A 19,807-nucleotide genomic window follows, 5' to 3' on the forward strand; every position below is an offset into this window, starting at 1 on the left:
GTTGATACGCGTTCACGCGTCATCGGACCATCGCGGCAAGGATCTCCTCAGTGACCCGCAGGCCCGACTCGATCGCGCCGTCGATGTACCCGGCCCACCTGGTCGCCGTCTCGGTACCGGCCCAGTGCAGGTGGCCGACCGGACGGCGCAGTTCCGGTCCAAAGCGGGTCAGTGTCATCGGCGTGGCGAACGCGCCGTAGCAGCCGCCGGTGTACTCCTCGGCGGCCCAGTCGCGTTCGATGTATCCGACGGCGTTGCTGGCTTCGGCCCCGAAGTAGGCGGCCAGATTGTCCAGGACGAGGCGGTGACGATCCGCGGGAGAGAGCCGGGCCGCCGTCTGAGCGTGGCGGCCTTCGAAGAAGCCGACGAGCACGCCGGGCGAGCCGGAGGGCGGCGTGTTGTCGAAGACCGTACCCACCGGCCGGGAGGTGCTGTTCGCCTGCCCGGACAGGCCCTGGGCGCGCCAGAAGGGCTCGTCGTAGACGACGTTGACCTTGATGGTCCAGCCCATCGGGAGCCGTTGCAGCAATTGTGAGCGCAGGGCGGGCAGGGCCGGGGCGAAGCGGATGCGGGACACCAGAGGCGGCGGCACTGCGACAACCACGTGTCCGGCACGGAACTCCTTGCCGGCGGCCACGACCGTGACGCCCGGCCCTGTGCCGCTCGCGGACACTTCACCCGCCTCCGAACCCGTCTGCGGATCCCAGCGGATCTCCGAGACCGGCATCCCGGTCAGCACCCGGTCCTTCAGTGCGTCGGCCATCATCGTCGCGATCATCTGCGTCCCGCCGACGACCCGGTCCTGTTGCGCACCGCCACTGGTATTGAGAAGCGAGTCAAGACCGCCACCGGAGTGGATGTAGAACTGGGCCCAGAGCGCCGACATGTCGCCGGGATCGGCAGCCCATACCGCCTCGGTCACGAGCTGGAAGAAGGCGCGGCCGGTCTTGGTGCGGGTCCGGCGGTCCAGCCAGTCGGCAAACGTCCGCTTGTCCAGCTCGCCGGCGTTCGGCGCCTCCCAAGGCTTGTCGAGCGGGATCTGACGCGCGTCCTTGTCCAGGCGGAGCTGCGCCTGCGCGATGTCGACGAGAGCCAGCGGGCTGATCTTCGGTATACGGCTGCTGTACCGGGCCAGCTTGCTGCCGAACTCGGCGACTTTGTCCCCACGGTCATACGTGGGGAACGTCTTCAGTCCGAGCTCAGCGGTCAGGGCCAGCGCGCGGTCCTGGCCCGGCCCGAGCCACTGCCCGCCGACCTCGACCACCTCATCACTACCGGGCAGCCGTTCATTGAGCAGCCGCCCGCCGACGCGGTCCCGCGCTTCCAGGACGAGGACCTCTTTGCCCGCGGCCACGAGTTCCCGTGCGGCGGTGAGCCCGGCAACCCCCGCCCCGACGACGATCACATCGCTCATCACACGACCTCTCCATGCATACTGAATCTCAGATACACCATGTATGTAGTATGTGTGGGTCATGGATGACCACGTCAAGAGCCGCCGCGAGGAATACGCGGACAGCACCCGCGGGGCGCTCATCGATTGCGGCCGCCGCCTGTTCGTCGAGCAGGGCTACGCCCAGACCTCCGCCGCGGAGATCGTGCAGGCGGCGCGGCTGACCCGCGGAGCGCTGTACCACCACTTCGAAGGCAAGCAAGGGCTCTTCGAGGCGATCTTCGAAGACGTCGAACGAGGGCTCGCCGACCGATTCGCCGAAGTCGCCTCCAAGGCCGCGGAGGACGGGGCCGAACCCTGGGAGCAGGTCTTCCGCGCCGTGGACCTGTTCCTCGACGAGTGCACTCAAGAGGCCTACCTCCGGATCGTGTTGCAGGAGGGGCCGATCGCCCTGGGCTGGACCCGCTGGCGCGAGCTCGATGGCCTCTATATGAGCGGCCTGCTGCGCACCGCGATAGAGGCGTTGGTCGAGAGCGGGCTGGCCACGCCCATGTCGGTCGAGATGGCGACACGCGCGGTCTACGGCCTGCTCACCGAGCTCGCCTGGGGCATCGCCGAGGCCGACAACCAGCCGACGGCGCGACGCGATGCCGGGCTCGTCGCCCGGCAAATGATCAGCTCGCTCCAGACTTCGTAGCTCCGGGCATGACGCATCACCCACGAGAAGTTCCGGGGCAGGGCCAGGCCGGCGACGTGGACGGTAGCGATGTCGACCTGGGCCATGGCGGCAATCTCGACGACAGCGAGCGCGGCCCGTCGGCACGTAGAGGATCTGGACCTACGACGGGCTGCGGGCCGCCGAGGGTGGGGCGAAGGGCAGAAAGGGCTGGCGCCGCCCGGTCGTCCCGGCCGGGAAGACCGACGACCGGCGTCGTGCGCGTCAGCTACCTGGAAGGCCGGTCCATCGCCCCCCTCACCCGCGACCATGGCGCCATCCGCACCGCCGTCGCCGACCTCCTGCCCGGGGCGCACCGCCAACTCCTCGACCGCTACCAGCCCTTCGGCGTGAGCCGCTGTACCGAAGTTCCCCGAGGCCGTTCAAGGCCAGCCCTATGACGACGGGCCCCGTACTGGTGCGACCGAGCCGTTTCGCCGGGCCGTTGGTCAGCGGGTGTGGCGGCGGACCGCGTCGAGGAGCTGGTCGATGTCGTCGGCGCTGTGGGAGAAGGCGGTGACGAACCGGACGATCCCCGCCTCCCAGCGGTCGTGGTAGAAGGCGTAGCCCTCCGCGAGGAGTCCTTCGGTGACCTGCTGGGGCAGGCTGCAGAAGAGGATGTTGGCCTGCGGTGCCGCCAGTAGGCCGGTGCCGGGAATGGCCTTGAGGCCGTCGCCGAGCCGGGTGGCCATCGCGTTGGCTTGGCGGGCGTTGCGCAGCCACAGGTCGTCGGTGAGGTATGCGTCGACCTGGGCCGTGTGGAAGCGCATCTTGGAGGCGAGCTGGCCGGCGCGCTTGGTGCGGAAGGCGAGCTCGGAGGCGAGCTCGGGATCGAAGGAGACGATCGCGTCGGCGGTCATCGCGCCGTTCTTGGTGGCACCGAAGGACAGGACGTCGACACCGGCCTTCCAGGTCATCTCGGCCGGGGTGGCGCCGAGATGGACCAGGGCGTTGGCGAAGCGCGCACCATCCATGTGGACGCGCAACCCCGCGTCCTTGGCGATGGCGGACAGGGTCCGGATCTCCTCCAGGGTGTAGACACTGCCGCTCTCGGTGGCCTGGCTGATGCTCACCACGGACGGCTGCACACTGTGCACGTCGCCTGCCCGGCGGCGCACCGCCGCCCGCAAGGCTTCGGGGTCGATCTTGCCGTCCTGGCCCGGGACGCCCACGAGCTTGGCACCGCTGCTGAAGAACTCCGGTGCGCCGCATTCGTCGTGGTTGATGTGGCTGTCGGGGTGGGAGAGGACGCTGCCCCACGGCGGGGCGAGGGCGGCCAGGCTCAGGCCGTTGGCGGCGGACCCGGTGGAGACCGGGAAGACATCGACGTCCCGCTCGAATATCTCGCCGAGCTTACGCCGGGCGCCGACGGTGAAGGGGTCGTTGCCGTAGGGCAGGACCTGTCCGGCGGCCGCGTCGGTGACGGCCCGGGCGATCTCGGGAGATGCCCCGGCCATGTTGTCGCTGATGAAGGCACGGCTGGAGGGGGTGGTGGCGATGGTGGCGCTCATGAGGGTCTTCCTTGTGGGTCAGGTGCTGATGGGAGAGGCGAAGACGACGGTGATGTCCACTTCCTCGGCGCCGGTGCGGTAGAAGTGCGGGGCGTCTCCGGCGAAGGCGAGCATGTCGCCGGGGCCCAGATCCTGCGGGGCGTCGACCGGGCCGGCGGTGACATGCCCGGCGGCGATGAGCAGGTGCTCGATCGTGCCGGTGGCGTGCGGGACGCCGGGCAGTTCCGTCTCGGGCGGAATACGCAGCCGCCAGATCTCCAGGCTGTTGCCGCTGCTGATACGGCGCAGCAATTCCCGGGAGACCTCGCCGGGCTCGCTGTCCGTGGCCGGCCGGAAGACCGGCCCGGTGTCGGCGTCACGTGCCAGTAGGTCGGCGATCGGGATACGCAGGGCGATCGCGATCGCATCCAGCGTGTCGATCGTCGGATTGCCGTTCCCGGCTTCCAGCTGCGACAGCGTGGCCTTGCTCAGCCCTGCACGCCGGGCCATCTCCGCTGCGCTCATGCCGCGCTGTTGGCGGCGCAGGCGGATCTTCGCGCCGACCGCGGCAGCGGTACTGCTCACCGGCTGACGGCCGGACGATGAGGGCGTCATCAGAGGCTCCTGATTGAATGAACCATGCGTTCACTATACCAAACGGCGGAGAATACTGAACCTCGCGTTCGTTTTACTGAACGATCCGTGCCGACCGAAGCAGCGGCGGTCGGCTCAAGGGAGAGAACACCAAGCTCCAGGGAACGGTTCGCCAACCGCATACCCGACTGGGTGCTCGCCCTCGTCATTCAGCGAAGGCATCGCGTGTGGACGCAGGACCATGAGTGAGCCTTCCAAGGTCGCCACCATGGCGAAGGGGAACCGGTCGTCCTCAAGACAGACGCGACGTCATCAGGATGCACTCCTTGACGCACCCCCTCCGCCAACTCGGCGGCGGCGCGCGACTCGGCAGCACGGCGAACGAACTCAGCAGCATCCGCCTCAGCCTCCGCGGCCCTCCGAGCGATGTACGGAGCACACGCCAGATCCTCTTCGGCCTGCCCATCGTCGCCAGTGACCACGAACGTGACACTGTCACTCCCCCGCGTCCGCAGGACGCCAATCCGCACATGGGATCACCCGCACACGGCCTCTACGGACACAAGCCACACCCTGGCTGAGGGATACCCCGCAACTGATCTCGGAATGAAGGTTGGTCTTGCTATCGTGCGCCGATGTCAGCGATCAAGAAGTTCCAAGTCACCTTTGACTGCGCAGATCCTGAGCGCGTCGCTCGGTTCTGGTGCGAGGTGTTGGGGTACGTGACACCGCCTCCACCGGAGGGGTTTGCCACCTGGGACGATTTCAACCGCACCCTGCCTCCTGCGGAGCAGGGTTCATGGTTCGCCTGCAGTGATCCCTCAGGCGAGGGCCCGCGCCTGTACTTCCAGCGCGTCCCCGAAGGCAAGGTCGTCAAGAACCGGGTGCATCTCGACGTCCGGGTCGGCACCGGGCTCGTGGGGGACGAGCGCCTCGCCACGCTCGAAGCCGAGTGCGCACGACTGGTCGCGCTCGGCGCCACCCACGTGCAAACGCTGTATGCCGATGAGGAAAACGAGTCGTGCATCCCGATGCTGGACATCGAGGGCAACGAATTCTGTATCGACTGAGCATTGTCCGAGCCGGGGAGGCGGAGAGCCGCCTCCCCTGAGCCTCTCTGGCCGTCACGAAGGATCTTCCATGCCTTCATCCGTCGTTCCACGCCGGCAGTGCGGCCTGGCCACGTTCACGGCGGCGCGGGATGAGCAACCCGGCGCCCCGATACCCGCCGTCCGCGATGACCGTGGCCCGGAGCGAAGGAAGATCACTACTCTGCATGGGTGCTCTCATACGACGAGTTGACTTCACCGGAGCGTGAGCTGTGGGACGCGTTCCCCGAGGGACGCCACGTGGACCTGCGCACGGTTGCATCCGGGGACGACTGGGTCGCCGAGGGTGGACACAGGGGCCCGGGGCGGACGGTTCGGGCCGCCGTGATCGTGGCGCTTCTCCAGAGCGCGAACGCCGCGCAGCCGGGCGCCGTCGCGTGTCTGAGGCTCGCGGGTGCACAGATATCCGGGCACCTCAACCTGGCCGGCGCGCAGATCGCTCACGCGCTCTGGCTAGAGGACTGCTGGTTCGAGGAGGGTGTGAACCTCTCCGGAGCATCGACCCAGTCGATTGCCATCGTGGGCAGCCGAGTGCCGGGCGTGGAAGCCGGCATGATCCGTATCGAGGGACGCCTCGACCTGCGGCGCTCCCGCCTGGAACGGGGCTCCGCCTCGCCCTTCCACCGCAGGGTCACCGCCTTGTCGCTCATCAACGCCCACGTGAGCGGCGCCGTGAACCTCAACGGCGCCGAGATCACCGCACCTGGGGAATGGGCGGTGTCCGCTGGTGGGCTCGTCGCGGAGGGCGGACTCTACTGCCAGGACGGATTCGTCACACATGGTGAAGTCCGTCTCATGGGGGCACAGTTGCCAGGTGGACTGCACATGCGAGGTGCACAACTGGAACGCCCCAGCCAGCGCGGAGTGGCGCTCGCCCTGGACAACGCCGTGGCCTCGACACTCAACTTCTCCGACGGGTTCATCGCGAAGGGGACCGTACGGCTGCGGGGTACTCGGATCTCGGACAACCTGACCTTTGAGGGAGCCGTCCTGAAAGGGCCTCCCGACGGCAACGGCCCGTCCTTGGCCGCACTGCTGATGCAGGCCGTCGACTTCGATTTCACGCTCGCCCGGACACCGTCCGGCGCCGTGGACCTGCGTGGCGCGCAGGTGGCGTACCTCCACGACAACGAGCACAGCTGGCCGGAGGTGGTGGAGCTGGACGGCTTCGTCTACGGCTCCATCAAGGCGGACGAGGCAGGCGGGCGGCGGGAGGCAGTGGGGCGGCAGGACTCTGTGGCCCACCGTGTGGCGTGGATTCGACGCAGCCCGGGTTACAACCCCCAGCCCTATGAGCAGTTGGCGAGCTGGTACCGAAAGGCCGGCCACGACGACGACGCCCGCCGCGTACTCCTGGCCAAGCAGCGCCATCGGCGTCAAACTCTGCCCCCGGCCGGACGCGTGTGGGGACACCTGCTCGACGTGACCGTCGGCTATGGCTACCGCCCCTGGCTGGCCGGCATCTGGCTCCTCCTGCTGACCTTGCTGGGCACCTTGTCCTTCGACTCCCACTCCCCCAAAGCGACCAAACCAGGCGAAGGCTTCCCGTTCCAGCCCCTTGTCTACACGCTGGACCTCTTGATCCCCATCGGTGGCCTAGGTCAACGCACGGCCTGGTATTGGTCGAACGACGCCCTCCAGGGGCTGGCCTACCTAATGATCGCCTTCGGCTGGGTGCTGACGACTGCCGTCATCGCAGGTGTGACCCGCGTCCTGCAGAAAAGCTAGCGGGCGACAACTGAGTTCATGGGGCGCTGAGCGCGCGTTCGCCCACCTGCACTCGCTCGGAGCCATCCACGCTGCATCACTGCACGGCGTCAGGCGCTTCGACGGTGAACGTCACGATGTCGACTTCGGCATCGGAAGGCAGGTCGGGATAGTGGCCTCGGAGGTTGGCCTTGAACTGGTCGATTCCCTCGCCGCCGTCGAGCCGGGCCTGTGCGGCGGTGAGGCGATCGAACCGGTGACGTTCGACGCCGGTGACAGTGCCGTTCAACGTGCGGTGGGCTTCGTCGTCCTCGAAGAGGAAGATTGCGGGACCCGGCGCGATCGGATCGTCGTAGCGAACGGTGGAGGTCTTCCGCCCGGTGACGATGTCCTCGTAGTAGCGCTGATGGAATCGAACGATTCGACGCGCATCCGCATCCGGGAAGAAGTAGGCGTCCGGCAGAAGCTCCCGAATCGGGCGCATGGCCGGGCCGTCATCGGTCGGTACGGCGACCATGACGTCGGGATGGATATCGAGAAGCGCTTGGAGGCAGCGGCCGCACGGCGGGATGAGGCCCCGACTCCTGTCTCCCGCGGCGGCGATCGTGACGAGCGGGCCGGCTCCCGCTGCTGCGGCGGCACCGAGTACGACGAGCTCGGCACACGGTCCACCGGTGAAGTGGTAGACGTTGACCGCCTCGTGGATCCTGCCGGACGTGTCCATCGCCGCTGCGGCTACGGTGTGGTTCGGGTCGTCCCCGAGGCCAGCAGCGAGTCGTTCCGCAGCCTTGATGACGCGGAGTTCGGAGTCGAGGAGATTCATGGAGATCATGGCGCCGACCCTAGATCGGCCCAGCCGGAGTCCGCGACACAATTTGTTGCAATGGGCCTCACCCCCAGCGAGGCCGGTGACTTGACGTCGAGACCCGCCCACTTGGTCCCGACGCCTATTCTGAACCACGAATTGATCGCCGCTGCGTGGGGTTCATACGGGCTGTGCCCGGCTCCATGAGTCAGATGGCGTTGATTGCCACGGGGGCTCGCTCGGCCCGGGTCAACGCTCTCAGCAACGCGGCTTGGCCGTGCCGACGGGCGGCGAGTCGGACCAACAGCACGAGCACGGGGTCGAATGCGGCGGCCGGGAGCTCTTGTGAGGGAGTTCCCACGCTGACGGCGAGGTCGTCCATGTGGACGGCGAGCTCCAACATCCGCGTGATGAGAAAGTCGTCGAGAGTCAGCGCCCACCCTGTCTGTGGCATGAATACGACTTCGTCGCCTGAACGCCCCACAAGTCTGGTCTGCTGCTCAGCGAGAGCGGTTCGAGCACGCTCAGCCAACGACAGCGCCCCCTCGGACGCGATGCCCTCGCTCTTGACCCGAATGCCGGCGTTGACCTCCCCGTCGAGCGGTGCATCGATCCAGGCAGCTCGCGCGTAATGCTCGAGCAGCGGAATCGGCGTGTCTTGGGACTCGGGCTCGTCGAGGGCGGAGCTGACACTGAAGATCTGATAGGCAAGGTGGCCGGCCAGGCCGCCGACCGTCATCTCGGCCAACGCGCTGGGCTGCTCCCATGCCGCTGCAACTTCGGGCCGCCGTAACTGTGTTACTGCCTGGCTTGCGGCGCTCTGGTAGGCGTCTATGGCACTCATGGGTTCCTCCGTGATCCGAAATCCCCGACAGACGGTGCAGCGCTAACCCTCTACGCGCTTGAGGCCGCGCACGGCCGGGATTGCCAGCAGCAGGGCGCAGGCGACGAGCGCCATGGAGGCGGACACGTACAGCAGCGGCGCCGTCCCCGCGACGATCGCGAGCGGCCCCGCCACCGCCTGTCCGACGGGCTTCATCACCAGGGAGCCGGCCGCGTCGTACGCGTGCACCCTGCCGAGGACGTCCTGCGGGATGTGCGTCTGCACGCTCGTGTGGAACATGACGATCCAGAACGCCATACCCACGCCGCTCACTCCGTAGCACACGGCGATGAGCGGCGCGGGAAGGCCGAGAGCGACCCCCAGCGGCATGAACGCCCAGAGAATCATGGAGAGGGCGCCGGCCCGGAGCGGATGCTGCGGGCGGAGCCTGATCGCGACGATCCCGCCCAGCACACTTCCCACCCCGAGGGACGACATGACCAGGCCGAACGTCGATGCTCCGTAGTCGGTGACGAGCGTGCTGTTGCCGAGGGTCATGGTGGGTCCGGCGCCGGCCAGCTGCCAGAGCATGAAGACGACGATGACGCTCCACAGCCAGGTCCTGGCCCGGAACTCCCGCCAGCCCTCGACGAGATCGGCCCGGAACGAGGTTTCGCCGTCCCGCGCGGCCGGGCCCATCGGGACCGAGCGGAGCAGGAGTAGGCAGGCACCGCTGACCCCATAGGTCAAGGCGTCGAGGGCAACCACCGTTGCCGGTGAAGAGACCGTCAGCAGCAGGCCGGCCAGCGACGGGCCGATCACGACGGTGATGGACTCCGAGATGCGGAGGGTGGCGTTGGCCTTCTGTACGTCCTTGGCGATGCGCGGGGTGATGCTGGCGACTCCGGGCTGGAAAATTGCGCTCCCCGCCCCGATCAGGGCCAACAGCACCAGGATCTGCCACAGTTGTGGCGTACCCAGCAGGAACAGCAGCGCGAGCACTGCCTGAGAGCACAGTCGAGATGTGTCCGAGACGACCATCAGCCGCCGGGCGCCGAAGCGGTCGGACAGCACCCCGCCAAAGATGATCAGTGCTGCGAACGGCGCTACGAGCGCGGCGAGCGCATAGCCCACCCCACTCGCCCCGTATCCCGCCCGGATCACGGCGGCCGTGATCGCGACGGGGAGCATCGCGTCGCCCACCAGAGAGGTGGTGCGGGCGGTGAAGAACAGCCGGAAGTCCGCTGTCCACAGCGGCGGATCGGACGAGGTCTCCGTGAGTTGCAGGTCATGGGCCATGTCCGAGCCAGCCACCCCACACCGTCCCACGTATGCCGTTGATCCCGATCAGGGCGGCAGTCTCGTGCCCGGCCGTTCCTCAGTCAACGGAATATGTTCCACGAGCTCGGCGCGTAAGGGCAGTTGAAGACAACGTCGTACGACGTAACGGTGGCCCTGCTTTCAGCGTGCGTCAGAGATAGGCGAGCGTGCCTTGAACGAGTGCAGGCCGGCTACAGCGAGAGTCTGCTCTGCGCCAAACGCCTCGAAGGTGCCAACGCGCTGGAAACCGAGGCGGGCGGCGAGCTTGAGGGAACGCTCGTTGCCCGTCTGGGTCACCACCAGGACGGGCTGGTCGGGCAGTTCGGCGGCGGCGGCTCGCAAAATACCCGTAGCGGCCTCGAATGCCAGTCCCGCACCCCAACTCTCCCGCCGGAGCAGGTAGGTCAGCTCCAGCTCCGCGCCTTCCTCAGCGACGTGTCCGGGGAGGTCGGCGGAACGGCGGTCGAGTACGAGAGTCCCGATGAACCCGTCGGTTTCCGCGTCGGCGACGATGTAGGTACCGGCCTTGCCTGCAACGGCGCTGATGCCGTTCACGTCGAAGTACTGCTCGACGACGCTGCGGGACCGCGGGCCGCCGAGGTAGGCACGCACTCGCGCATCGGTTTGGAGCTCGATGAGGCCGTCGATGTCGGCGTCGTGCGCTCTTCGCAGCCGGAGGCGATCCGTGGTGATCTCAGTGGCAGACAGCGTGGGCAAGGCGTTCATGAGATCCATTGTCCCTAGGGTCGATGTCGGTGGGGTCTGGCACCTTCCTGTCGGACTCTCGCAGCGCTACATGCGGCACGATGACGTGTGCCTCGTACGGCCCGGTGCCGCGTGGTCTCAGCTCGCTCGCTGGTCGGCCGGTTCGCGGTCTTCCTCGGGGAACTCCTCGAGGTCGTACTGGTCCGACTCGATCACGGGCAGCACGATCGGCGGCAGGCCGATCAAGAAGAGCTCCAGGGGCTTCGTGCCGGCGGCCAGGTCGAGGGTCTCTCCCGCGTCGGCCTGGATCGCCGACAGGTAGGAGATCCGCTCGCCGTCGCACTCGCCGTCGCCGCCCAGGACGGTGACGATCCGTCGGGCCCTGGGGTCGGTGGAGGACCAGTCGGCCCCGGGCTGGAGCCGTACCATCTCCACCCATACCCCCCGCTCGGAGAACGCGCCGAGGTATTTGTGCTCCACGCCCGGCCCGGCGCCTTCCACGAGGAGCCAGCTGAAGCGCTTGGGATCGGCGACGATCGGAAAGCCGTAGCGTGGACGGGGATATTTCAGGCTCTCGCCGAACACGTACTGCCAGATGGTGGTCAGGCCCCACTGCCGCTTGCCGTCCGGACCGATGTAGAAGGGTCCGTCGAAGTGGCCGCCGGCCTCGGTCAGCTCGCGGATGGCCTGGCGGCGCTGCTCGATGCTCATGAATCCGTAGCCGGACGAGCCCCCGAACTGCAATGTCAGGCCGAGCGGTTCGCCCGGGCTCATGCCGTTCATCGGGGATTCCTGTGGGCCGTAGGACAGGCCCTCGGGGAAGTAGCCGATCTGGCCCTCCTTCAGGACCAGTCCGCGGCCGTAGGTGGTGTTCTCCCCCACCAGCGGCAGGCGTATCTGGTCGAAGTTGTGCCGATGGCGCGGCATCGACCACTCGGCCTGCTGCTTGGCCAGCACGTACATGAAGTTGTCCGGCGAGCCGGGCTCGCCCTTGAACAGATGCTGGAAGTGCAGCGTGCCGCTGGGGTGGTCCTTGAACCAGTTGTCCTCGTCGAAGTGGGCGATCTTCATCGTGCGGGTCCTTTCAGTGGTTGTCGGCGGGCACTCCAGGGCCTCAGCGAGAGCAAGTCCTGGGGAGAGGCAGCGGCGAGTGGGCTGCCTCCATTCCTCCTGGTCCGCGCCCGGCATCTCCTAGTTCGCGGCAGCGTCTGCGCGAGTCGAATGGATCAGTCGTGTGAGTGGGCTGGGGTCCAGCGGACGGATCTCCACGGTGTCCGCGATCACGGTGAGTTGGGGGTTTGTGGTCTTGCAACGTGGCCAGGCCTCTCCGTCAGGAGTGCGGGGTGTGCCGGTGCGGGCGAACTCCACCCAGGCATGCTGCATGGCGTCGCGGATGGCGGTGTCCGCGGTGTCGTAGTCAGCTTCCGGTCTGTCGCAGGCGGCCATATGGCCGAACACGTACGGCAGTTCGGACATGTGATAGGCCAGCATCTGCGAGCGCCGGTTCCCCGGGGACACCCGGGCGAAGCGGTAGTGGTACGCGGTGCGGCCCAGCGCGGCGAAGCGCTGGTGGGTCGCAAGGGCCGGCTCGTGGAAGACCGCGGCGGTGGTCAGCTCTGTCAGGGCCTCGTAGGCGGACAGTCCGCGGTCGCGGAACTGGGCGAGGACGTCGTCGGCGCGACGGGGCACCAGGGTCTGGGCCATCACGGTGAGTGTCGCGGGGGTGTAGGCCCGTTCGGCGCTCACAGGAGGGCCGCCGACCGGGCCGCCCGGCCGGTGGAAGTAGCGCGCCTCGTCCTGCGTCGTGCCGAACATCACCGGCATGTCGTCCGCCCAGGCCGCGAAGCCGTCGGTGACGACATCACCGTCGACTGCGGGAAACCACACCAGGTCGGCAGGGGTGTGCAGGCGGCCGGGAGTGCTGGCGCCGACAGGTCTCGTCAGCGAGGCCTTGACCACCGTGTCCTGTGGCAGGCTGCGCAGCGCGTCGAGGTCGGTGGTGCCGACGCGTTCGAACAGCATGTTGCTGAGCTGGACGATGGAGTCGACGGTGTAGTCGGCCGAGACGGGGTGCTCGAAGCCTGCGCTCTGGATGATCCCCCGATGGAAAAGGCCGCGGGCACTGGGCGTGGACAGCAGAGCGCGTACGGCAGCTGCGCCGGAAGACTGCCCGAAGACGGTGACGTTGCCGGGGTCGCCGCCGAAGGCGGAGATGTTCTGCTGCACCCAGCTCAGGGCGGCAACCCAGTCCAGAACGGCGAAGTTGGTGCCCGTCTTGGGATGGGAGAGGAATCCGAAGACCCCGAGCCGGTAGTTGAACGACACCACGATCGCACCGCGTTGGGCCAGTGCGGCACCGTCGTACAACGCCTCGGACGCTGCGCCGTAGAGGAAGCCGCCGCCGTGGACCCACACCATGACCGGGAGATTCGCCCCGGGGTCGACGGTGGGCGTCCACACATTGAGGTACAGGCAGTCCTCGCTCTGCGCGGCGCGCAGGTCGCTGCCGCCGGGCAGGATCTGGATGCCGGCGTTACCGAACGCGGTTGCCTCGCGTACGCCGTCCCACGGCTCGGCGGGCGTCGGCGGGGCGAAGCGCAGCCCGCCGACCGGCGGGGCCGCGTAGGGCAGGCCCAGGAAGGCGGAGACGCCGTTGTCGTGATCGCTGCCGCTGACCTGGCCCTGTTCTGTACGAATGGGGTGCATGACGAACTCCTCGGTCGTGCCGCAAGGGGGCCGCAGGGAGGCGGCGATGCCATCGGAGGCCGCTTCGATGGGGCAGGCGGCCTCCAAGCCCAAAGAAAAACGATCGTTCCCGTATGGGTGTCTTCACCCTAGAGTCAAGGCTCTCAAAACGCAAACGATCGTTTCTGCTTATGATGGGCCCATGCCCCGACTCAGCGAAGAGACACGCGCGAAGCGACGCGACCATGTCCTGACGAGCGCGTGGACCTGCTTCGCCGAAAAGGGTTTCCACGCCACGTCCATGGACGACGTGATCGCCGCAACCGGCATGTCCTCCAGCGCCGTCTACCGGCACTTCCGCAGCAAGGACGAGCTGATCAGGGCCAGCGCCGAAAGCGGGCTCGGCCTGGTGCACGACACCTTCGTGCGACTGCTCGCCGTACGCCCCACTCCCAGCCCCGCCCAGACGCTCGCCACCTTGGTGGACGAACTGCGCGCCCGCACCGAGCACCCCCGCTACGACATGACCCGGCTCGCCGTCCAGGCCTGGGCCGAAGCCCTCGGCAACCCGCAGGTACGGGAACTCGCGCGCGAGCAGTACACGCAGGCCCGCCAGCGACTGACCGAACTCGCCGAACGCTGGAAGGCCGAGGGCCACTTGCAGCCCGATGCGGACCCGGCGGCAGCGGCAGCGGCGCTCTTCGCCCTCATACCGGGCCTGATCATCAGCCACCACCTGATCACCGACGTCACGCTGAAGGAGCTGACCAACGGCCTCGCCGGGCTCGGCACCGCACTCAGGGACGTGGAGTGACAGCCTGCCGCCGCCCCACGGCTCCGCTTACCCCCTCCCTGTTGGGCGTCAGTCGCCGTCGCCGATGCCTTCGCGCACGTGGAGGTCACCGGTCAGGTAGTGCTGGATGACAGGCGAGACCGCGTCGACGAGGGTGGCTCGTCCGTCGACGGTCGGCAACGGCAACTCGACGATCTGACGTGCCATCACCAGGCCGAAGAGGTGGGCTCCGATCAGCGTGGCGCGCAACTCGGGCTCCTCGGCATCGAGGCCGGCGGCGAGTGGGGTGAGGATCTGGCGAGTGATGCGTTCGCGGATCTGCTGGGCGGCGGCGTCCTCGGCGGCGGCCGCACGGATCAGAGCCGTCATGCGGGTGCGGGACTCCGGCTCTTCGAGCACCTCCATCACCCACTCCGTCAGGCGGCGCCCGGTGCTACCACGGGGCCCGTCGAGCAGGCGGTGCAGGGCTGCGGCCGGATCGAAGGGAAGCTCCGTCACCTCTGCCAACAACTGCTGCTTGCTGCCGAAGTAGTGGAAGATCAGTGCGGCGTCGACTCCGGCGCGAGCGGCGACACCCCGCACGGTGGTGCGGTCGTGGCCGAGCTCGGCGAAACACTGCCGAGCGGCCTTGAGGATGCAGTCGCGAGTGCCACTGCCGGCAGGCCGACGTCCCGGCCCCGCCTTCGCATGCGTCGCCACAGGGTGCTCCTCCGCGGGCAAGTCATTGAGGTACGGGAATCTCCGTGACGTTGATTGTGCCGGGACTTGCCTACTTCACAAGGGTTTGGTCTTGGCGGCGACCCGGTGCGGGCGCGAGGTTCCTGAGGATCGTGGTCTCGCCGCACAGTGGGACTGGGTCGCCGAGCAGACTCGTACGTATCTGGCCTCGGGTGGCACCGAGGGACACGAGTCGAACGGCGTCTACACGCTTGTGCTCGCCACGACCGGACGCAGGAACGGCATTCCGCGCCGCACATGCGTGATCTACGGCACCGCAGGCGAGGACTTCGTCGTCGCGTCCGAAGGTGGTGCCGACGAGAAAAGGATCTTGAGGGCAAATCCTCACCGGGTGCCCCCGAGTCAGTCCTGCACGGCTTCGCTTTCGGTTTCGGTTTCGGTGAACTCCGGTGGTGCCTGGAGGTCATGGGCGCGGAACAGGACGGCGTGCTCGACGCCCCGGTCGCGCGGTGGTCGGCCTGGTCGAAGCCGTAGGGCGTCTCGATCTCGTAGCCGGTGCCGAGTACGACGTCGGGCTTGAACCGGCGGATCTCCCGGCAGATGTCCCGGCGCAGGTCGAGACCGTAGACGAGCACGCCGTCCGGATGTTCGAGAACGGTCAGGTGCTTGACGCCGACGACGGCGCAGGCGGCCTGCTGCTCGGCGACGCGCAGGCGTGCCGTCTCCTCGGGAGGGTTCGGCATGCCGGCCTCGCCGCGGGTGAGCAGGAGGTAACCGACCTCGATGCCACCCGTCGGACAACTCGCCTCGAAAAAGCGCGAGGCCACTTGACCCGATCGGCCGTCAGCTCTTCTTCAGCTCCTCTGCGAGCATCACAAGGATGCCGCTGGGACCGCGGACGTACGTCAGCTTGTAGACGTCCTCATAGGTCGCCACACCACGAAGCGGATGGCATCCGTGCTTTGCGGCTACCTCAAGGGCTTCATCGATGTCGTCCACTGAGAAGGCGACGCGATGCATCCCGATATCGTTCGGACGAGTGGGCTCCGACTCGATCGCTTCGGGGTGGATGTACTCGAAGAGCTCAAGGCGACCGTGACCGTCCGGCGTCTGGAGCATCGCGATTTTGGCGTGATTGCCATCAAGGCCGACGGCAGTGTCGGTCCACTCACCACTGACCGTGTCACGCCCGACGACCTTGAGGCCGAGGTCGGTGAAAAAGGAGATCGTTGCTTCGAGGTCGCGAACGGCGATGCCGACGTTTTCGAGTTTGATGGCCATGCGTTGCATGCTACTGAGCCCTGCCGATCACGTACTGCTGGCAAGTCCAGTGGGCGGAGCCGCGAGATGGGCAAGGCAACGATCAAGCTGTACACCGAGATCAAAAGTGTGTCGATGTGTCTGGCCCAGGCTGCGCCGCCGCCTACTGGTCGTCAGGCGCGCATCGCCTCAAGGACCTTGGCCGTGTCCACGAACTGCTCGAAGCGGACGATAAGGCCGCCGCGGACGATGAAATGGTGGGCGACGCGGACGTTCAGGTCCTTGCCGCTGGCCCTGTTGGTCCCGGTGTAGCGAGCCAGGACCACGACGTTCTCTCCATCGACGACATAGGTGTCGTCATGGACGACGAGGCCGTCCCATTCCTTGACCAACTGTTCCATTACCCCGGAGATGACGCCGTCCGGAGTGCGGTAGGTGCCGGCCAGCGGGAAGCCCGCCATCTCGGTCCATTCCACGTCATCGGCCAAAGTGGCCCGCAGGGCTTCGAGATCACCGTGCACAGAGGCGAGGTACTGACGTCGCACCACGTCGGCGGGGGCGGTGGAGGCATGGAAGCCGGTCGTCTCGTTCAAGGTGCATTCCTTCGTGGTCGGGAAGTCGTGGTCGGAAATTCGTGGCCGGAAACTCGTGGTCGGTGGCACCCACAGTCGGGATTTCGTCACGGCCGCGACGGATCTTTCACTCAACGGGTGTTGATACGCGGGCCGTTGTACTGGTCGTCGGTGACCAGCTCCAGCCACTCCATTTCAGGGGTGCTGTCACCGCGGCCCTCGAACATGGCGATGTGCTCCATGAACCGGTCGGGGGCGGCGCCGTGCCAGTGCTCCTCGCCGGCCGGGCAGGTGACCGTCTCGCCGGGGTGGGTCTCGATGACGGTGCCATCACGGGTACCGATCAGTGCAATGCCGGAGACGACGTGCAGGGTCTGGCCCAGGACGTGACGGTGCCACTTCGTCCGCGCGCCCGGCGCGAAACGCACCAGGGTGGCGCGCATGCGAGACGGCTCCTCGCCGGCGTAGATGACATCCATCCACACGTCGCCGGTGAACCAGTCGGCTGGACCCTTCGTGGTGGCCTGCTGTTTGAGGAGTTCCATGCTGATTCTCCTGGATGGTGCTGTGTCGGGTGCTTCTTGGAATCGCCCGTGCGGGTCCTAAGGGGTCACCGATTGCGCGAACTTGATGGCCGTGTCGAGCAGCGGGGTGGCATCGTCAGCGCCGGTCCACAGGTGTCCGGCGCCCTCTACCAGGTGGAGGTCCACGGGTACGCCCGCGGAGCGCAGAGCTGTGGTCAGGGCTTGGCTCTGACCACTGGGCACCAGCCGGTCGTCGGCGCCGTGTGCGATGTGGAAGGGAGGAGCAGCCGCGGAGACGTGCGCTACGGGGCTTGCGAGCCTGGCAAGGTGCGGGACCTGCTGTGCCTGGTTCCCCAGGAGGAGCGCCTCCCGCGAGGGTTGCCCTGCTCCTCCGGGCGGCGCGGGAGGCGTATGCCGACTCAGCGCGAGGAGGTCGGTGGGCGCGTACCAGTCGATGACCGCTGTGACGCGGCTGGAGGGCCCGGTGACGCCGACAGTCCCCTCGAGTTCGGCGTGGTCGGGGGTGAGGCCAAGCAGCGCGGCCAGGTGTCCGCCGGCCGATTCACCGAAGGCGACGATGTGCTCGGCGTCGAGGTTCAGTTCACCGTGGCGATGACGCAGCCAGCGGACGGCCGCTTTGACGTCATGCACCTGGGCGGGGAACGGCGCCTCGCCGGACAGCCGGTAGTCGACGGACGCAACGGCGAAACCGGCCCGCGTGAGGGTCGTCCACGGATCGGGCGTGAGCCCGTCGAAGGCAGGTCCGAACTCGCGACGGCTGCCCAGCCGCCACCCGCCTCCGTGAAGGTAGACGATCACCGGAAACGGCCCTTTCCCCACGGGCGTGTACAGGTCCAAGGCCAGCGGGCGATATCCGGGGACCACGGCGTAGACGGCGTCGGAGATGATCCTGGTGGCATCGTCTCGAGTCCGGGGTTCCGGCAGGGAAGCAGTTGCCGGGTCAGGAAGTTGAGGTGTGCTGACCATCACGACCTCAGGTCAACGTCGGGACGTTGCGTGTTCCTGAAACGCCTGCTGGCCTCCATGAGCTGGTCGGTGGATGGGAAGAACGGCTCGGGCGGGATGCCTCCGCGCTGGTCGGTCGGCAGGCCGACGGCGTGGAAGAAGCGCTCGAAGCCTCCGGTGGCAGTCCCTAGCGCCTTCACCCGCTCGGACAGGATCTGATAGTTGTGCACCAAGCCCGCCGGCACGAAGGCGAAGTCGCCGGGACCCAGGATCTTCTTGACGCGCCTGCCCTTCATGTCGTCGAGCCGCAGCTCAAGCTCGCCCTCGATGACGTAGAAGGTCTCGTGGACGTCCTCGTGGACATGGGCCGGGAGCCAGTCCCCGGTCTTGCCCTCCATTACGAAAGATCCGAACTGTCCATCGGTCTCATCGCCGCTGATCAGGACCGTGAACAGCTCCGGCCCCACGACTGACCGCTCACCGTCGCCGGCGTCGAGAAAATACGGTTCGGGGCCGGCGGGCAGTTTGGGCCAGGACGGGTGCGGCGTGTGGAGTGCGCGGAGCTCATTCATCGTCATGGTCGACTCGCATTCGAATTGATTGGATGCCTTCGATCCTGTACCTGCACATACCGCTGGTCCAGTTGGATTTGGCGCCCCGATTGTTAGGCTTGTCCACATGGACCAGCTGGGCCTCGACGTATCGATCACGACGCTGCGCTACTTCGTCACGGTGGCGGAAGAGCTGCATTTCGGCCGCGCCGCCAAGCGGCTGCACATCACCGTGCCGTCGCTGAGCCAGCAGATCAGCCGTCTTGAGCGGCGGCTCGGCGTATCCCTGCTGGTGCGCACCTCACGCCAGGTTTCCCTCACCGATGAAGGACAGTCCCTGCTGGGACCCGCCCGGCGCTGCGTCGCCACGCACGAGGAGGTGCTGCAATGGGCCCGGCAACTGCATGACACACAGCGTTTGACCGTGGGGCTGATCGCCGCCGGCGCCGGTCCGTGGACCACACCGATCCTGACCACCCTGGTACACCGCGTCCCCGGACTGCGGCTGGAACTGCGCCGACTGGGCTTGGCGGACACCGTTCCCGCACTGCGGGAACGGCGTGTGGACGCCGCGTTCGTCCCCTTCCATCCGGACCTGCTCGCATCGGACGTACACGCGATCGGCATCTGGAGCGAGCCTCGGGTTCTCGTCATCGCCGACAGCCATCCCTTGGCACAGCGCGAGGCGATCGGCATCAACGAGACGAACGACCTGGAGTTCATCCATCCCGCAGCCGAGCCATCCGACCGGGGGCACGCCTGGTGGACCGTCGATCCGCGCCCCGACGGCAGCCGGGTGAAGCACGCTCCCCCCGCCGAGGATCTGGAGGAGATTCTGGCGCTGTGCGCCACCGGCGCCGGGGTGAACATCGCGGGCGCCTCCGCCGCCGAGTACTTCCCCCGGCCCGGCCTGGCTTTCGTACCCATCACCGACATCGAGCCGCTGACGGTGTCCCTGTGCTACCTGGCCGACTCCGCCAACCCCGCCCTGGCCATGCTGGAGCAGGTCGCCACCACCATCGCCGGGCAGTCGCCCAGCAGGCTGGGCTCCGCAACGGCATTCCCGGATGCCTCGTCCACATGAGAGCGCAGTGGATCAGATTGCAGCGCTCCGGAA

General features: G+C 67.4%; 21 protein-coding genes and 3 pseudogenes. 6 read left to right on the forward strand and 18 right to left on the reverse strand.

Annotated elements, in window-relative coordinates; translation table 11 throughout:
* Positions 1 to 19: 19 nt before the first annotated feature.
* The gene (locus ACIHFB_RS25845) at positions 20 to 1,414 is read right to left on the reverse strand and encodes a flavin monoamine oxidase family protein (protein WP_400128046.1); all 1,395 of its coding nucleotides are present in this window, start codon (positions 1,412 to 1,414) and stop codon (positions 20 to 22) included.
* Between the two features lie 61 nt (positions 1,415 to 1,475).
* Between ACIHFB_RS25845 and ACIHFB_RS25850 the strand changes: the two genes are divergently transcribed.
* Positions 1,476 to 2,090, forward strand: a complete 615-nt coding sequence (locus ACIHFB_RS25850) for a TetR/AcrR family transcriptional regulator (RefSeq protein ID WP_365281919.1) — start codon at positions 1,476 to 1,478, stop codon at positions 2,088 to 2,090.
* 467 nt (positions 2,091 to 2,557) lie between these two features.
* Here the strand turns inward: ACIHFB_RS25850 and ACIHFB_RS25855 are convergent, their stop codons facing one another.
* The 3 genes and pseudogenes from ACIHFB_RS25855 to ACIHFB_RS25865 all read right to left on the reverse strand — a co-directional run.
* On the reverse strand, positions 2,558 to 3,619 hold the full coding sequence (locus ACIHFB_RS25855; protein ID WP_365281920.1) for a low specificity L-threonine aldolase: 1,062 nt from the start codon (positions 3,617 to 3,619) through the stop codon (positions 2,558 to 2,560).
* 18 nt (positions 3,620 to 3,637) lie between these two features.
* Entirely contained in the window at positions 3,638 to 4,213 is a 576-nt protein-coding gene (locus ACIHFB_RS25860) for an XRE family transcriptional regulator (protein ID WP_365281921.1), read from the reverse strand.
* A 114-nt stretch (positions 4,214 to 4,327) separates the two neighbouring features.
* A pseudogene (locus ACIHFB_RS25865) lies at positions 4,328 to 4,710 on the reverse strand (2-phosphosulfolactate phosphatase); the annotation flags it as partial.
* 117 nt (positions 4,711 to 4,827) lie between these two features.
* Between ACIHFB_RS25865 and ACIHFB_RS25870 the strand changes: the two are divergent.
* Positions 4,828 to 5,262, forward strand: coding sequence for a VOC family protein (locus ACIHFB_RS25870; protein WP_365281922.1), 435 nt, complete (start codon positions 4,828 to 4,830; stop codon positions 5,260 to 5,262).
* Positions 5,263 to 5,344: 82 nt separating this feature from the next.
* On the opposite strand, the pseudogene ACIHFB_RS25875 reads toward ACIHFB_RS25870, so the two are convergent.
* Positions 5,345 to 5,443: pseudogene (locus ACIHFB_RS25875) on the reverse strand (IS5/IS1182 family transposase); the annotation flags it as partial.
* A 29-nt stretch (positions 5,444 to 5,472) separates the two neighbouring features.
* Between ACIHFB_RS25875 and ACIHFB_RS25880 the strand changes: the two are divergent.
* A complete protein-coding gene (locus ACIHFB_RS25880) occupies positions 5,473 to 7,029 on the forward strand; it encodes an oxidoreductase (protein ID WP_400128047.1) in 1,557 nt (518 codons plus the stop codon).
* Positions 7,030 to 7,105: 76 nt separating this feature from the next.
* Here ACIHFB_RS25880 and ACIHFB_RS25885 read toward each other — a convergent pair whose 3' ends face one another.
* The 6 genes from ACIHFB_RS25885 to ACIHFB_RS25910 form a co-directional block, all read right to left on the reverse strand.
* On the reverse strand, positions 7,106 to 7,831 hold the full coding sequence (locus ACIHFB_RS25885; protein WP_400128048.1) for an ASCH domain-containing protein: 726 nt from the start codon (positions 7,829 to 7,831) through the stop codon (positions 7,106 to 7,108).
* 190 nt (positions 7,832 to 8,021) lie between these two features.
* Positions 8,022 to 8,657, reverse strand: a complete 636-nt coding sequence (locus ACIHFB_RS25890; RefSeq protein WP_400128049.1) for a maleylpyruvate isomerase N-terminal domain-containing protein — start codon at positions 8,655 to 8,657, stop codon at positions 8,022 to 8,024.
* Between the two features lie 42 nt (positions 8,658 to 8,699).
* Complete coding sequence (locus tag ACIHFB_RS25895) at positions 8,700 to 9,935, reverse strand: MFS transporter (protein WP_365281926.1); 1,236 nt, start codon at positions 9,933 to 9,935, stop codon at positions 8,700 to 8,702.
* Positions 9,936 to 10,097: 162 nt separating this feature from the next.
* Positions 10,098 to 10,691 carry a GNAT family N-acetyltransferase gene (locus tag ACIHFB_RS25900; protein ID WP_400128050.1) on the reverse strand — a complete coding sequence of 198 codons (594 nt, stop codon included), beginning with the start codon at positions 10,689 to 10,691 and terminating at the stop codon, positions 10,098 to 10,100.
* Positions 10,692 to 10,799: 108 nt separating this feature from the next.
* A complete protein-coding gene (locus tag ACIHFB_RS25905; RefSeq protein WP_400128051.1) occupies positions 10,800 to 11,732 on the reverse strand; it encodes a hypothetical protein in 933 nt (310 codons plus the stop codon).
* A gap of 120 nt (positions 11,733 to 11,852) precedes the next feature.
* The gene (locus tag ACIHFB_RS25910; RefSeq protein ID WP_400128052.1) at positions 11,853 to 13,367 is read right to left on the reverse strand and encodes a carboxylesterase/lipase family protein; all 1,515 of its coding nucleotides are present in this window, start codon (positions 13,365 to 13,367) and stop codon (positions 11,853 to 11,855) included.
* 181 nt (positions 13,368 to 13,548) lie between these two features.
* Here ACIHFB_RS25910 and ACIHFB_RS25915 point away from each other — a divergent pair, with 181 nt between their 5' ends.
* A complete protein-coding gene (locus tag ACIHFB_RS25915; protein WP_400128053.1) occupies positions 13,549 to 14,160 on the forward strand; it encodes a TetR/AcrR family transcriptional regulator in 612 nt (203 codons plus the stop codon).
* Between the two features lie 48 nt (positions 14,161 to 14,208).
* Here the strand turns inward: ACIHFB_RS25915 and ACIHFB_RS25920 are convergent, their stop codons facing one another.
* Positions 14,209 to 14,838: a TetR family transcriptional regulator gene (locus tag ACIHFB_RS25920; protein WP_400128054.1), complete on the reverse strand. Its 630-nt coding sequence runs from the start codon at positions 14,836 to 14,838 to the stop codon at positions 14,209 to 14,211.
* Between ACIHFB_RS25920 and ACIHFB_RS25925 the strand changes: the two genes are divergently transcribed.
* Entirely contained in the window at positions 14,774 to 15,397 is a 624-nt protein-coding gene (locus ACIHFB_RS25925; protein ID WP_365281932.1) for a nitroreductase/quinone reductase family protein, read from the forward strand. The two genes, ACIHFB_RS25920 and ACIHFB_RS25925, sit on opposite strands and share 65 nt — an antisense overlap.
* Here the strand turns inward: ACIHFB_RS25925 and ACIHFB_RS25930 are convergent.
* The 6 genes and pseudogenes from ACIHFB_RS25930 to ACIHFB_RS25955 form a co-directional block, all read right to left on the reverse strand.
* Positions 15,324 to 15,644, reverse strand: a pseudogene (locus tag ACIHFB_RS25930) (PIG-L deacetylase family protein); the annotation flags it as partial. The gene ACIHFB_RS25925 and the pseudogene ACIHFB_RS25930 sit on opposite strands and share 74 nt — an antisense overlap.
* Positions 15,645 to 15,660: 16 nt before the next feature.
* Positions 15,661 to 16,098: a VOC family protein gene (locus tag ACIHFB_RS25935; protein WP_400128055.1), complete on the reverse strand. Its 438-nt coding sequence runs from the start codon at positions 16,096 to 16,098 to the stop codon at positions 15,661 to 15,663.
* Positions 16,099 to 16,250: 152 nt separating this feature from the next.
* Entirely contained in the window at positions 16,251 to 16,670 is a 420-nt protein-coding gene (locus ACIHFB_RS25940) for a nuclear transport factor 2 family protein (protein WP_400128056.1), read from the reverse strand.
* Positions 16,671 to 16,780: 110 nt separating this feature from the next.
* The gene (locus ACIHFB_RS25945) at positions 16,781 to 17,194 is read right to left on the reverse strand and encodes a cupin domain-containing protein (protein ID WP_400128057.1); all 414 of its coding nucleotides are present in this window, start codon (positions 17,192 to 17,194) and stop codon (positions 16,781 to 16,783) included.
* A 57-nt stretch (positions 17,195 to 17,251) separates the two neighbouring features.
* Positions 17,252 to 18,160 (reverse strand): alpha/beta hydrolase fold domain-containing protein, encoded by a 909-nt coding sequence (locus ACIHFB_RS25950; RefSeq protein ID WP_400128273.1) that lies wholly within the window; start codon positions 18,158 to 18,160, stop codon positions 17,252 to 17,254.
* Positions 18,160 to 18,606, reverse strand: coding sequence for a quercetin 2,3-dioxygenase (locus ACIHFB_RS25955; protein WP_400128058.1), 447 nt, complete (start codon positions 18,604 to 18,606; stop codon positions 18,160 to 18,162). Before ACIHFB_RS25955 ends, ACIHFB_RS25950 begins: the two co-directional genes overlap by 1 nt.
* A gap of 211 nt (positions 18,607 to 18,817) precedes the next feature.
* Between ACIHFB_RS25955 and ACIHFB_RS25960 the strand changes: the two genes are divergently transcribed.
* Entirely contained in the window at positions 18,818 to 19,774 is a 957-nt protein-coding gene (locus ACIHFB_RS25960; RefSeq protein ID WP_365281938.1) for a LysR family transcriptional regulator, read from the forward strand.
* Positions 19,775 to 19,807: the final 33 nt, after the last annotated feature.

Origin of the sequence: Streptomyces sp. NPDC051963, assembly GCF_044593495.1 — a bacterium.
GTDB lineage: Bacteria > Actinomycetota > Actinomycetes > Streptomycetales > Streptomycetaceae > Streptomyces.